At 71.8% G+C, this 13825-nt stretch carries 12 protein-coding genes; 5 read left to right on the top strand and 7 right to left on the bottom strand.

Annotated features, from left to right (window positions below; translation table 11 throughout):
• Nucleotides 1-203: 203 nt before the first annotated feature.
• The 5 genes from ACZ3YL_RS08535 to ACZ3YL_RS08515 form a co-directional block, all read right to left on the bottom strand.
• On the bottom strand, nt 204-1433 hold the full coding sequence (locus ACZ3YL_RS08535) for an acyltransferase family protein (RefSeq protein ID WP_465656260.1): 1230 nt from the start codon (nt 1431-1433) through the stop codon (nt 204-206).
• Nucleotides 1434-1475: 42 nt separating this feature from the next.
• Entirely contained in the window at nt 1476-2600 is a 1125-nt protein-coding gene (locus tag ACZ3YL_RS08530) for an alpha/beta hydrolase (protein ID WP_465656258.1), read from the bottom strand.
• Between the two features lie 174 nt (nt 2601-2774).
• On the bottom strand, nt 2775-3449 hold the full coding sequence (locus ACZ3YL_RS08525; protein ID WP_188302471.1) for a response regulator: 675 nt from the start codon (nt 3447-3449) through the stop codon (nt 2775-2777).
• Nucleotides 3446-4750 carry a sensor histidine kinase gene (locus tag ACZ3YL_RS08520; RefSeq protein WP_188302470.1) on the bottom strand — a complete coding sequence of 435 codons (1305 nt, stop codon included), beginning with the start codon at nt 4748-4750 and terminating at the stop codon, nt 3446-3448. Before ACZ3YL_RS08520 ends, ACZ3YL_RS08525 begins: the two co-directional genes overlap by 4 nt.
• A 116-nt stretch (nt 4751-4866) precedes the next feature.
• Nucleotides 4867-5541 carry a TetR/AcrR family transcriptional regulator gene (locus ACZ3YL_RS08515; RefSeq protein WP_188302469.1) on the bottom strand — a complete coding sequence of 225 codons (675 nt, stop codon included), beginning with the start codon at nt 5539-5541 and terminating at the stop codon, nt 4867-4869.
• A 216-nt stretch (nt 5542-5757) separates the two neighbouring features.
• Between ACZ3YL_RS08515 and ACZ3YL_RS08510 the strand changes: the two genes are divergently transcribed.
• A complete protein-coding gene (locus ACZ3YL_RS08510; protein ID WP_465656256.1) occupies nt 5758-7362 on the top strand; it encodes an MFS transporter in 1605 nt (534 codons plus the stop codon).
• Nucleotides 7363-7418: 56 nt separating this feature from the next.
• Here the strand turns inward: ACZ3YL_RS08510 and ACZ3YL_RS08505 are convergent, their stop codons facing one another.
• Entirely contained in the window at nt 7419-7568 is a 150-nt protein-coding gene (locus ACZ3YL_RS08505; RefSeq protein WP_188302467.1) for a hypothetical protein, read from the bottom strand.
• A gap of 105 nt (nt 7569-7673) precedes the next feature.
• A complete protein-coding gene (aceE, locus tag ACZ3YL_RS08500; protein ID WP_188302466.1) occupies nt 7674-10424 on the bottom strand; it encodes a pyruvate dehydrogenase (acetyl-transferring), homodimeric type in 2751 nt (916 codons plus the stop codon).
• Between the two features lie 519 nt (nt 10425-10943).
• Here aceE and ACZ3YL_RS08495 point away from each other — a divergent pair.
• The 4 genes from ACZ3YL_RS08495 (at nt 10944) to ACZ3YL_RS08480 (ending at nt 13719) form a co-directional block, all read left to right on the top strand.
• The gene (locus ACZ3YL_RS08495) at nt 10944-11384 is read left to right on the top strand and encodes a DUF3052 domain-containing protein (protein WP_188302465.1); all 441 of its coding nucleotides are present in this window, start codon (nt 10944-10946) and stop codon (nt 11382-11384) included.
• A gap of 308 nt (nt 11385-11692) precedes the next feature.
• Nucleotides 11693-12151 (top strand): peroxiredoxin, encoded by a 459-nt coding sequence (locus ACZ3YL_RS08490; RefSeq protein WP_188302482.1) that lies wholly within the window; start codon nt 11693-11695, stop codon nt 12149-12151.
• Between the two features lie 207 nt (nt 12152-12358).
• A complete protein-coding gene (locus tag ACZ3YL_RS08485) occupies nt 12359-12934 on the top strand; it encodes a TerD family protein (RefSeq protein ID WP_188302464.1) in 576 nt (191 codons plus the stop codon).
• A 206-nt stretch (nt 12935-13140) separates the two neighbouring features.
• Nucleotides 13141-13719, top strand: coding sequence for a TerD family protein (locus ACZ3YL_RS08480; protein ID WP_188302463.1), 579 nt, complete (start codon nt 13141-13143; stop codon nt 13717-13719).
• Nucleotides 13720-13825: the final 106 nt, after the last annotated feature.

Genomic DNA, 13825 nt, shown 5'->3' with positions numbered 1-13825 from the left:
GGTCCAGCGATGGTCGCCGACCGTCACACGACATCACAGTGCGTGGTGCTTCGCATGCGGATTGGCCTCTTGGAGCGGTCCGGTACGGCGGGTGCGCGTGGAACGGCCGAACCCGCACGCGGGCCGAAGCCGGGCGCGGAACGACCGAAGGGGCGCGGACCGGTCGGTCCACGCCCCTTCGGTGCTGTGATCGCCGGGGTGGGTCACACCACCCCCAGCGCGTACGCGGCGAACAGCGCCGCCGCCGCGCCGGCCAGCGCCTTGCCCACCCGGGAGAAGGACGTCCAGGGCCCGTCAAAGCGCCGGGTGAACCACCCGATCGTCACCAGGGCGGCGCCGAACAGCGGAAGCAGGGCCAGCCGGGCGGCCACCCAGCCGAGCGAGTCCGGGGCGGTGGTCAGCCCGGGGACGGCGCCGAGGCCGGCCGCGCCGGGCACCGCCACCGCGAGCATCGCGCTCTGGTGCCAGCAGAAGATCGTCATCGCCGACAGGTTGACCACCACCACCGGCAGCCACAGCAGCGGACGGCGGCTCAGCAGCCGGCCCAGCCGCTCCCGCAGCAGCACCGCGGCGCCGCACTGCACCGCCGCCAGGGCGAGCACCAGCAGGGACGGCGGGTGCGAGTTGGTCCGCTCGACGCCCGGCACCCCGACCATGCTGGCCGGGTAGTGGAACACCACCAGCAGGACGGCGAACAGCGCCCCGCCGCCGAACAGCAGCACCCGGGCCGCCGACCGGCCGAGCCGGCCCTGCGCCCACAGCACGCCCAGCTGGTAGCCGAACATCCAGCCCGGCAGCAGGTTCAGCAGGCCGAGCCAGGACGGCACCGCGTCGGCCCACGGCCCGTACCGCAGCAGGTCGACCAGCGCGACCGAGGCCACCAGCAGGCCCGCCGACCAGCCGCCGAGCCGCCGCCCGAAGGCCACACAGAGCGGGGTCAGCGCGGTCAGCGCCAGGTACACCCCGATGTACCAGAGTGGCTGCACCACCAGCGTCGCCCCGGTGCGCAGGGTGTCCGCGGGCACGCCGAGCCGGGGCAGCAGCGGGATCAGCAGCGCCCACACCGCCGTCACCCCGAGCACCGGGCGCAGCAGCCGCACCGTCCGGGTCCGCAGCCAACTCCCGTACGACAGGCCCTTCTCCCGGGCCCGGTCCAGCGAGCGGACCGAGGAGTGGCCGCCGACCAGGAAGAACACCCCGAGCATCTGCAGCACCCAGCTGGCCGGGGCGAGGGACCCGAGGGAGGAGAGCGGGCTGGCGTTGTGCAGGGCGCCGTCGGGGGTGAGGGTGAGGCCGCCGAGCATCCAGTGGCCGATCGGGACGGACAGCAGGGCGAGGGCGCGCAGCCCGTCCAGGGCGCGGTCGCGGCTCTCGGGGGTCTTCGCGTCGACCTTCTCGGCGGCGCGGCGCAGGGTGGTGAGCGGGTGGGCCATGGCGGTGCTCCTTCCGGTGCGGGGTACGGGGTGCGGGGCGGGTCAGCCGCGGCCGAGCGCGATGGCGGCGTAGGCGGTGAGCGAGGCGGTGCCGGGGGTGAAGTAGCCGGTGTGGCCGTGGGATCCGGTGGCGGGCAGCGGGCGGGCGCCGAAGCCGGGGTCGGTCGGGTCGGCGCCGTGGCCGAGGCCGAGGAAGCGCACGTTGGGCACGTCGCCGATCCAGTCCGAGTCGTTGCGGGCGGTGGCCCAGAGCGGGACGCCCGGGTCGAGGTCGGCGGCCGAGTCGACGCCCATGCCGGGCGAGCCGAGCACCACCAGGCCGGAGGCCCGGGCCGGGGTGGGGCGGGCCAGGCCGCAGACCACCGAGCCGTAGCTGTGGCAGAACACGGTGGCCGGGGCCTCGGGGCGGGTGCTGACGGCGAGTCCGTCGAGCAGCCGGTCGAGGCGGGTGGCGCCGGCCCGGGCGAGGTCCTCGGTGGCGGCGTCGACGCCGAGGCCGAGCGGGGTGGTGTAGCCGGCCCAGGCGATCACGGCGGTCCGTCCGTCGGTGGCCTGCCGGAGGGCGCGGGCCATGCCGGCGGGGGTGCCGTACGGCTCGGTGGCGCGGTCGAAGGTGAGCAGGTCGATGTCCGAGCCGGGGACGATCACGGCGGTGTGGGGGGCGGTGGTGAGGTCGCCGAACACCTCGGCGACCTGGCCTCGGCCGCGCGGGTCGAAGGCGAGGATCTGCCGGCCGCCGTCCAGCAGGGTGCGGTAGCGCTCGGCGCGGGTGCGGGCGGCCTGGTGGTCCTGCGGGGTGAGGGCCGGGTCGGTGGTCCGGGCGAGTTCCCGGTCGTGTTCGGCGGTGAGGGCCAGGGTGTTGGCGCGGTACCGGAGTCCGACCGGGGCGCCGTCCAGGTTGCCGACCACCAGGGGGTGCCGGACGGCCAGGGCGTCCTGCTGGGCCGGTGTCAGGTCGGCGAAGAAGGCGGCGACCTGGGCGGGCGTGCTGGTGGCCGGGTCGGGCAGCCGGAGGCCGAGCGCGGTGTCGGCGGTCCAGCCGGCGCTGCCGGGCGGCGGGCCGGTGACGGCGCTCTGGGTGTCGGCGGTCCAGCCGCCCGCGCCGAGCACCGCCGCCAGGGCCACCGCGGCGGCGGCGATCGCCCGCTTGGTCCGGAACCTGCGCATGTCCCTGTTCTCCCTCGTCCGTTCGGCCGCCGGGCCGGTTCGGTCTCGAGCCGGCCCGGCCATCGAGCCGGTTCGGCTTTCGACGAGGAGGAAGGTAGGAATGCGACGGCCCCGCGGACGTCACTCCGCGGGGCCAAGTACCGGGTGCTACCCAGGTATCAGAAACGGGCGAGACTACTGACCTGGTGCCACCAGGCCGGACTCGTAGGCCAGCACCACCGCCTGGGCGCGGTCGCGCAGGTCGAGCTTGGCGAGGATGCGCCCGATGTGGGTCTTGACGGTCTGTTCGGCGAGCACCAGCCGGGCGGCGATCTCCTGGTTGGACAGGCCGCGGGCGATCAGCTCCAGCACCTCGGTCTCGCGCGGGGTCAGGCCGTTGAGCCGCAGCTTGGGGTCGCGGCGCTTGGCGGGCCGGTTGCGGGCGAAGTCGGCGATCAGCCGCCGGGTGACGGAGGGGGCGAGCAGCGCCTCGCCGGCCGCGACCACCCGGACAGCGGCGATGAGGTCGGCCGGCGGGGCGTCCTTGAGCAGGAAGCCGCTGGCCCCGGCGCGCAGCGCCTCGTACACGTAGTCGTCGACGTCGAAGGTGGTGAGCATCAGCACCTTGGGCCGGTGGGCGCCGGGGACGGCCGGGTCGAGCAGTCGCCGGGCGGCCTCCAGGCCGTCCATGACGGGCATCCGGACGTCCATCAGGACCAGGTCGGGGTGGGTGCGGCCGGTGACCTCCAGGGCCTGGGCGCCGTCCGCCGCGTCCCCCACCACGTCGATGTCGCTCTGGGCGTTGAGCAGGGCGGCGAATCCGGCCCGCACCATGGCCTGGTCGTCGACGATGATCACGCGGATGGTCATGCGGGTGTCTCCTGGGGTGGGTCGAGCGGGAGGACGGCGGCCACCTTGAAGCCGCCGTCGGGCAGCGGGCCGGTGTCCAGCCTGCCATCGACCAGCCGGACGCGTTCGCGCATTCCGACCAGGCCCTGTCCGGTGCCCTCGGCCGAGGCCTCCAGCGACTCGGTGCGCTGCGGCGGGGGCGCGTTGACCACGGTGAGCCGCAGTTCGGGGCCGTCCGCCGACAGCGACACCCAGGTCCGGGCGCCGGGGGCGTGCCGGACCACGTTGGCCAGCGCCTCCTGGACGATCCGGTAGGCGGAGAGGCTGACGGCCTGCGGCACCCGGTCGGCCAGCCCCTCGTCCACGGTCAGTTCGGCGGGCACCCCGGCCCGCCCCACCGTCTCGACCAGCTGGGCGAGTTGGGCCACACCCGGCTGCGGGGCCTTCTCCCCGGCGGTGTCCTCGCTGCGCAGCACCCCGAGCAGCCGGCGCATCTCGGACAGTGACTCGCGCGCGGTGCCGGCGATCGCGGTGAACTCCTCGGCGGCGTCGGCCGGGACGTCCTCGATCCGGTACGGCGCGCTGGCGGCCTGTACCGCGATCACCGACATGTGGTGGGCCACCACGTCGTGCAACTCCCGGGCGATCCGGGCGCGCTCCTCCAGCAGGGTGCGCCGCTCGCGTTCGACCTCGCTGATCTGTTCCTGCTCGGTGAGCAGCCGTCGGGCGAGGGCGCGGTCCCGGACGGCCCAGCCGAGCAGCAGGACGGCGCCGCTGAGCGCGATCAGCAGCACGGTGGTGCCGTCGCCGGAACGGGGCAGCCCGATGGTGGTGGTGAGTACGGTGAGCAGGACGGTGGCGATCCAGACCGAGATCAGGGTGGCCAGGCTCTCCCGCAGGGCGAGGGCGAGCAGCAGGAAGACGTACGCGATGACCATCGGTGCCGTCCACGGCCAGCTGCCCGTCACCTGGGTGTGGCGGGCGGTGATGGCCGCGGTGGTGACCAGGGCGGCGGCGCTGATCCACCAGGCGGCCAGGGGGCGGGTGATCGCGAGGAACAGCGGCGTGGTCTGCGCGATGGTGAGCGCGGCGGCCACCGGCAGCACCATGTCGTAGAAGTGGTTCAGGCAGACGATTCCGGTGGGGATCAGCGAGGCCTGGAGAATCAGCGCGATGACGTACGGCACCCGGCGCACCCATCGTCGGCGGGAGTCCCCGAGCAGTGGGGCCCCGTCGTCGCTCGGGGTGGTCAGGTGGTGCCGCAGGGTGCGTAGTTGGCGTAGGGCGAACTCGCGGGCGTCGGCGGTGGTGGGCGTCTTCATCGTGGGCCAGCCTAGGAGGACGGGCCCACGACGGGCGTCGGACTGGAGCGCGAACTTCCGGGGGCTACTCCGGTACCGGGTGATACCTGGGTATGACGGGGCGCCGCGGGAGGGTGCTACGGCCGCCAGTGGCCGGCCAGCGCGGGGCCGAGCTGGTCGAAGTGGCGCTCGATCACCGTGACCATGCCCTCGGGGCCGGCCGGTTCCTGTTCGGCGGTCCAGGACAGGTGGGCGGAGCGCAGCAGGCTGCCGAAGACGGCGGCGAGCACGACCGGGCGCAGGTCCCGGGCCGGGTCGATCCCTTCGCGTTCGGCGAGCACCTGGCCCACCAGCCGCTCCTGTTCGGTGACCCGGCGCAGGTGGGCGGCGAGCAGCGGCGGGGTCTCCTCGATGATCCGCAGCAGTTCGAGGGCGCTGCTGATCGAGCCGGGGCCGGAGGTCCGGGCGTTCCCGAGGTCGCGCCAGGCCTTGACGATCGAGGCGCGCAGGGCCTGGAGCGGGGTCTCCTCGGCGGGGCGGTGGCGCAGGCACTCGATGAAGTAGTCCTCGGCGTCGGCCATCACGGCGAGGGCGACCTCGTCCTTGTTGGCGAAGTAGCGGAAGAAGGTGCGCTGGGAGACGTCGACGGCGGAGGCGATCTCGTCGACGGTGGTCTTGGCGAAGCCCTGGCTGAGGAAGAGCACGTGGGCGGCCTGGACCAGGGCGTCCCGGGTCTGCTGCTTCTTGCGCTCCCGCAGGCCGGGTGCCCGGTCGGCGTCCGCAGGGGCGGGGTGGGGGGTGCGAGCGGCCATGGCGGGGCCTTCCGGGCGCTGGTGGGGCGGGTGGGAGCACAACCTTAGCGGCGTGACAAATGTCAGTGCAGGTCAGAAGTCATTGTTTGCCGATTGTCAGTGACTGACATAATCTGCCCGGAGTGGCGCTCGTCGGCCGGGCACTCGTGGGGACGGGTGGGCCGTCGCGGCGCCACCGTCACGTTCCGATCTCTGTCACGCCCCCGGAGGGCCCAGATGAGTCAGTCCGTCGTCAAGAACTCCGAGGCGGACGCACCGCCACCGCCGCCCCCGACGCCCGGGGGAGGGCTCAAGGGACACCCCTGGCTGACCCTGCTGACCGTCGCGGTCGGCGTGATGATGGTCGCCCTGGACGGCACGATCGTCGCCATCGCCAACCCGGTGATCCAGGAGAAGCTGAAGGCCGCGCCCTCCGAGATCCAGTGGGTCACCAGCGGCTACCTGCTGGCGCTCGCGGTCTTCCTGATCACCGCCGGCAAGATCGGCGACCGCTTCGGCCACAAGAGCACCTTCCTGGTCGGCGCGGTCGGCTTCGCCGCCACCTCGGCCGCGATCGGCTTCGCCGGCAACATCCAGACCGTGATCGCCTTCCGCGTCCTCCAGGGCCTGTTCGGCGCGCTGCTCCAGCCGGCCGCGCTCGGCCTGCTGCGCGGGGCCTTCCCGGCCGAGAAGCTCAACATGGCGATCGGCATCTGGGGCGGGGTGATCGGCGCCTCCACCGCGGCCGGCCCGATCGTCGGCGGCCTGCTGGTCGAGCACGTCAGCTGGGAGTCGGTGTTCTTCATCAACATCCCGGTCGGCCTGATCGCGGTGGCCCTCGGCCTGTGGATCCTCAAGGACGTGCGGGCCGAGAACTCCGCCAAGTCCTTCGACGTGCCGGGCATCGCGCTGCTCTCGGCCGGGATGTTCGCGCTGGTCTTCGGCATCATCAAGGCCCCCGAGTGGGGCTGGGGCGACGCCCGGACGCTGCTGTTCCTGGGCGGCGCGGTGCTGCTGATGGTGCTCTTCGCGCTCTGGCAGGGCCGGGCGAAGGAGCCGCTGATCCCGCTCAGCCTGTTCCGTTCGGTGCCGCTGTCGGCCGGCGTGCTGCTGATGGCGCTGATGGCCTTCGCGTTCTTCGGCGCGATCTTCTTCGTGACCTTCTACCTGCAGAACGTGCACGGGATGAAGCCGGTCGACGCCGGCGTCCACCTGCTGCCGATGACCGGGATGATGATCGTCGGCTCGCCGCTGGCGGGCATCGCGATCGGCAAGCTCGGCCCGCGGATCCCGATCATGGCCGGGATGCTGATCACCACCGCCGCGATGTTCGGCATGTCCACCCTGGACACCGGCTCCGGCACCGGCGTGATGTCGCTCTGGTTCGTCCTGATGGGCCTCGGCATCAGCCCGGTCATGGTCGGCGCCACCGAGGTCATCGTCGGCAACGCCCCGCTGGAGCTGTCCGGCGTGGCCGGCGGCCTCCAGCAGGCCGCGATGCAGGTCGGCGGCAGCCTCGGCACCGCGGTGCTGGGCGCCCTGATGGCCGCCAAGGTCGGCGACGTGCTGCCCGGCAACTGGGCCAAGGCCGGCCTGCCGCCGGTCGAGGGCCCGCAGGCCGAGGGCCTCAAGCAGGCCGCCCAGCTGGGCATCGCCCCGCCGGCCCCGCCCGGCACCCCGCAGCAGGCGGTGGACGCGATGGCCGGCGCCGTGCACCAGTCCTTCGTCAGCGGCATGTCGCTGGCCTTCGCGGTGGCCGCCGTGGTGGCCTTCGGCGCCGCCCTGCTGGCCCTGCTGACCCGCCGCGGCGAGACCGAAGCGGGCCCGGCCGTGCACATCTGACGGACGCCCGTACCCGACGGCCCCGGACTCCGCTGAGTCCGGGGCCGTCGCGCCGTTCAGGCCCGGACGAGCGCCACCAGCGGGACGGTGCGCTCGGTGGTGCGGAAGCCGGCGAACCGGGGCTGGGCGGCGACCTGGCGGGCCCAGAGCGCGTCGTGCTCGGCCGGGTCGACGGCGGCGGCCCCGGGCGTCCTCCGGTTCGTCATGCCGTCGAGCCTGGGACCTGACACCGGTGTGAGGGTCAACCGGGGGAACGCCGACGGGGCCGGACCTCGGGTGGAGGTCCGGCCCCGTCAGGCGTCAGCGGGTGATCAGGCGTCGCCGCCGGCGGCGCCCGGGTCGGCCGCGGCCACGTCCAGCAGCTGGTAGCGGTCGATCGCGTCCTTCAGCACCGAGCGGTCGACCTTGCCCTGCTTGGCGAGCTCGGTGAGCACCCCCAGCACGACCGACTGGGCGTCGATGTGGAAGAAGCGACGGGCCGCGCCACGGGTGTCGGCGAAGCCGAAGCCGTCGGCGCCCAGCGACTGGTACTGGCCCGGCACCCAGCGGGCGATCTGGTCCGGAACGGCGCGCATCCAGTCGGACACGGCGACGATCGGGCCCTCGGCGCCCTGGAGCTTCTGGGTGACGTACGGCACCCGCTGCTGCTCCTCGGGGTGCAGCAGGTTGAACTCCTCGGCCTCCACCGCGTCGCGGCGCAGCTCGTTCCAGGAGGTCGCGGACCAGACGTCGGCCTTGACGTTCCACTCCTCGGCGAGGATGCGCTGGGCCTCCAGGGCCCACGGCACGGCCACGCCGGAGGCGAGGATCTGGGCCGGGATCTGGCCGGCGGTGGCCGGCGCGTACTTGTGCAGACCCTTGAGGATGCCCTCGACGTCCACGTTCTCGGGCTCGGCCGGCATCTTGATCGGCTCGTTGTAGACGGTCATGTAGTAGAACACGTCCTCGCCGTGCGGGTGTTCGGCACTGGTGCCGTACATCCGCCGCAGACCGTCCTGGACGATGTGCGCGATCTCGAAGCCGTACGCCGGGTCGTACGCGACGACGCCGGGGTTGGTCGAGGCCAGCAGGTGCGAGTGGCCGTCGGCGTGCTGCAGGCCCTCACCGGTCAGGGTGGTGCGGCCGGCGGTGGCGCCGATCACGAAGCCGCGGGCCAGCTGGTCGGCCATCTGCCAGAACTGGTCGCCGGTGCGCTGGAACCCGAACATCGAGTAGAAGACGTACACCGGGATCAGCGGCTCGCCGTGGGTCGCGTAGGACGAACCGGCGGCGATCAGCGAGGCGGTGCAGCCGGCCTCGGAGATGCCGTCGTGCAGCATCTGGCCGGTCGGCGACTCCTTGTAGGCCAGCAGCAGGTCGCGGTCGACCGACTCGTAGGTCTGGCCCAGCGGGTTGTAGATCTTCGCCGACGGGAACAGCGAGTCCATGCCGAAGGTGCGGTACTCGTCCGGCGCGATCGGCACGAAGCGGTTGCCGATGCCCTTGTCCCGCATCAGGTCCTTGAGCACCCGGACGAACGCCATGGTGGTGGCGATGGTCTGGTTGCCGGAGCCCTTCTTGACCGCCTTGTACGCGTCCTCGCCGGGCAGCACCAGCTGGCGCGGGCGCACCTTGCGGGTGGGCACGAAGCCGCCGAGACCCTGGCGGCGGTCGTGCATGTACTGGATCTCCTCCGAGTCGCGGCCCGGGTGGTAGTAGGGCGGGTAGCCCTCGTCCAGCTGCTTGTCGGTGATCGGCAGGTGCAGCCGGTCGCGGAAGCGCTTCAGGTCCTCGACCGTCAGCTTCTTCATCTGGTGGGTGGCGTTGCGGCCCTCGAAGTTGGGGCCCAGCGTCCAGCCCTTGACCGTCTGGGCCAGGATGACCGTCGGCTGGCCCTTGTGCTCGCGGGCCGCCTTGAACGCCGCGTAGATCTTCTTGTGGTCGTGGCCGCCGCGACCCAGGTGCTGGATCTGCTGGTCGGTCATGTTCTCGACCATGGCGCGCAGGCGCAGGTCGCCGCCGAAGAAGTGCTCGCGGATGTAGTCGCCGGTCTCGGTGGCGTAGGTCTGGAACTGGCCGTCCGGCGTGGTGTTCATCTTGTTCACCAGGACGCCGTCGCGGTCCTGCGCGAGCAGCGGGTCCCAGGAGCGGTCCCAGATGAGCTTGATCACGTTCCAGCCGGCGCCCCGGAACTGGGACTCCAGCTCCTGGATGATCTTGCCGTTGCCGCGGACCGGGCCGTCCAGGCGCTGCAGGTTGCAGTTGACCACGAAGGTCAGGTTGTCCAGGCCCTCGCGGGCGGCCAGGGAGAGCTGGCCGAGCGACTCGGGCTCGTCCATCTCGCCGTCGCCGAGGAAGGCGTAGACCTGCGAGTCGGAGGTGTCCTTGATGCCCCGGTGCTCCAGGTACCGGTTCATCCGGGCCTGGTAGATCGCGCCGAGCGGGCCGAGGCCCATCGAGACGGTCGGGAACTCCCAGAAGTCCGGCATCAGCCGCGGGTGCGGGTAGCTGGACAGGCCGTACGGGGCCTTCGACTTCTCCTGGCGGAACGCGTCGAGCTGCTGCTCGGACAGTCGGTCCAGCAGGAAGGCGCGGGCGTAGATGCCGGGGGAGGCGTGGCCCTGGAAGAAGATCTGGTCGCCGGACTCGCCCTCGGCGTCCTTGCCGCGGAAGAAGTAGTTGAAGCCGACGTCGTAGAGCGACGCGGAGGAGGCGAAGGTGGCGATGTGCCCACCGACGCCGATGCCCGGGCGCTGCGCCCGGGAGACCATGACGGCCGCGTTCCAGCGGGTCGCGTTGAGGATCTTGCGCTCGATCTCCTCGTTGCCGGGGAAGAACGGCTCGTCCTTGGTCGCGATGGTGTTGACGTAGTCCGTGCTGCGCATCTCGGGCACGGCGACACGCTTCTCGCGGGCGCGCTCGATCAGTCGCAGCATCAGGTAACGGGCACGCTCACGCCCCCGCTCGTCGATGGCCGCGTCGAGCGACTCCAGCCATTCCGCGGTCTCCTCGGGATCGAAGTCCGGGACCTGACTCGGAAGGCCGCCAATGATGATCGGGTTGCGATCGGATCCGGAAGCCACGCTGTTCCTTCACTGTCGGTCGAAACTAGAGGTGTGTCGCGCCGCCTCCATCGTGCTACCGCGCTCGGAGATCCGTCATCTCTACCGATCGGTAACCGTTCCGCTTGCTGGGCGGGCCGGTCTGGTGGTGCACGGCACGGGCGTCTTCGTCCGTTCCGTACACCCCCGGGTGTTACGAAAAGAGGTGGTCCGACCTGGTGTCCCGTCCGCCCGATGGCGGGCGGCCGGGGTGAGGGCCAACAGGAGACTCTACGCCCGCGTACGCGCGGACCCCGAATGCCGTTCGCATCTCGGGCACGCGTACGGCCTGTGGGCCGGGACCACTCGAAGCATCCTTGTCCCACGCAGAGAAGGGCAAATCGGTGTGATTCGCGACACGTCGAGCGGCGTGTCACCGGTGTGGCACGTCAACCTTTGGGGGGGATCGGGGGTCGGGTACTTGCGCGAACCGCCGCGCCCGTGTGGACTACGGCCACAGCCTCGGCATGGATGCCGGGCCGAATACTGGAGGTTATTCCCGTGAGCGCGACCGCGGACCCCGCGGACAAGTCCAACCCGGCGAGCCGTCTGAACTTCGAGGAAGGTCAGATCGTCCAGGAGCTGGGGTACGACGAAGACACTGACCAGGATCTCCGCGACGGCATCGAGGAGATCACCGGGACGGAACTCGTCGATGAGGACTACGACGACGTCGCAGACGCCGTCCTGCTGTGGCACCGCGACGACGACGGGGACCTCACCGACGCCCTCGTCGACGCCCTGGAGTACCTGGCCGAGGGCGGGCTGATCTGGCTGCTGACGCCCAAGACGGGCCGGGACGGCCACATCGAGGCCTCGGACATCGCCGACGCGGCCAAGACCGCCGGCCTGTCGCAGACCAGCTCGATCGCGGTCGCCAAGGACTGGGCGGCCACCCGCCTGGCCACCAAGTCCACGGCGAAGCAGCCCAAGCAGCGCTGAACGGGCCGTGAGCCCCTCGCCGGGCCCCGTCGGAGGATCTCCTCCGGCGGGGCCCGGCGCTTTCGCGGGTGGGTCCGGGGGTTCTTCCGTGGGGAGCCGGCGGGGTTCCGGTGCCGGTCCGGTGCCGGATCCGGGACCGCCCGCCGCGTTCGCTCAGAGCGGAAGGGCTGGGCCGTCCGGCAGGCCGGGTCATCCGTTCGGCCCAACGCCGGTCAACGGATGCGAGGATGTCGCCTGCCGGGCCGCGCGCCGCCCGGCCCGCTCGCCTCAGAAAGGTCCCGCACATGGCCGTCGAGAAGGTCCCGCACCTGGCCATCGGGGTCGGCACCCCGGCTCCGGACTTCGAGCTGCGCACCCAGCACGGGGAGACGGTCCGGCTGGCCGACTTCCGCGGCCGCAAGCACGTCGTCCTGGTCTTCTACCCGTTCGCCTTCACCGGCGTGTGCACCGGCGAGCTGGGCGCGATCCAGCGCGAGCTGGCCGGGCTGCAGAACGACGACGTCCAGGTGCTCGGCGTCTCCTGCGACTCGCAGTTCTCCCAGCGGGTCCTCGCCGACCGGGAGGGCCTGGAGTTCCCGCTGCTGGCCGACTTCTGGCCGCACGGCGCGGTCACCCGCGCCTACGGCGTCCTGGACGAGGAGAAGGGCTGCCCGCTGCGCGGCACCTTCGTGATCGACCGGGCCGGTACGGTGCGCTGGAGCGTCGTCAACGGCCTCCCGGACGCCCGGGACGAGCAGGAGTACCTGAAGGTCCTGGCCGGCCTCTGAGGCCCCCGGGGCGCTCCCGCGGGCCGTCCCGGGGCTTCCGCGGGGCCCGTCGCGACGCACCGGTCCCGCCCGTTCGGGCGTGCGTACGGGAACCCGGTACTACGCTCGGGCCGTTGGCGGGTGGGGCGTACGTCCGTTTTCGTCGGTCGACGCCGCGAACCGCACCACCGGGGGCACCAGCCGTGCCTCCCGATTCTTGGAGGACACGTGGGAGTCAGCCTCAGCAAGGGCGGCAACGTCTCGCTCACCAAGGAGGCCCCCGGGCTCCAGGCCGTCGTGGTCGGCCTGGGCTGGGACGTCCGGACCACCACCGGCACGGACTTCGACCTGGATGCCAGCGCGCTGCTCTGCAACGACCAGGGCAAGGTCGGTTCGGACGGGAACTTCGTCTTCTTCAACAACCTCAAGAGCCCGGACGGCTCGGTCGAGCACACCGGCGACAACCGGACCGGCGAGGGCGAGGGCGACGACGAGGCGATCAAGGTCAGCCTGGTCGGCGTCCCGGCGGACGTGCAGAAGATCGTCTTCCCGGTGTCGATCTACGACGCCGAGAACCGCGGCCAGAACTTCGGCCAGGTGCGCAACGCCTTCATCCGGGTGGTGAACCAGGAGAACAACGCCGAGCTGGCCCGCTACGACCTCTCCGAGGACGCCTCCACCGAGACCGCGATGGTCTTCGGCGAGCTGTACCGCAGCGGCGCCGAGTGGAAGTTCCGCGCCATCGGCCAGGGTTACGCCTCCGGCCTGCGCGGCATCGCCCAGGACTTCGGCGTCAACGTCTGAGTCCTCCTGCGGCGCAAGGGACTTGTGCCTGACTCCCGGGGCGGCCCCGGACCCTTCGCGGGTCCGCGGCCGCCCCGGCTTCGTCGGGGTCCGCCGCGCTGCGAGGATGTGAGTTCAGGAAGTTCAGCCGGCCGAAGCGGGCCGGCCGGGGCCACGGGGGATACACCTGTATGGCGCCCCGGGAGAAGCAAGGGAGGAAGAACACCATGGTGGTCACGCTCGCCAAGGGCGGGAACGTCTCGCTCACCAAGGCCGCACCGAACCTGACGCAGGTCCAGATCGGCCTCGGCTGGTCCGCCCGTTCGACCACGGGCGCACCGTTCGACCTCGACGCGAGCGCCCTGCTCTGCGGTGGCGGACGGGTGCTCGGCGACGAGTACTTCGTCTTCTACAACAACCTCAAGAGCCCCGAGGGCTCGGTGGAGCACCAGGGTGACAACCTCGTGGGCGGCGACGACGCGGGTGACGACGAGCTGATCCTGGTCAACCTGGAGCTGGTCCCGGCCCAGGCGGACAAGGTGGTCTTCGCGGTCTCGATCTACGAGGCCGAGGCCCGGCTGCAGAACTTCGGACAGGTGCGCAACGCCTACATCCGGGTCGTCAACTCCGTCGACGGCGAGGAGATCGCGCGGTACGACCTGTCCGAGGACGCGTCCAGCGAGACCGCGATGATCTTCGGCGAGCTGTACCGGTACGCGGGCGAGTGGAAGTTCCGCGCGGTGGGCCAGGGTTACGCCTCCGGCCTGCGCGGAATCGCGCTCGACTTCGGCGTCAACGTACAGTGAGGGCGTAAAACGGACTTATCACACCCATTCGACGATCACGATCAACGGTCGAACGATCAAACGATCATGAGAACAGAGGGCAGTGCGGGGGTGACCTGATCGGGCC

The sequence above is a fragment of the Kitasatospora sp. NPDC023176 genome (assembly GCF_055560495.1).
The sequence above is the reverse complement of the archived record's forward strand: the minus strand, read 5'-3'. Positions and strand labels throughout refer to the sequence as shown.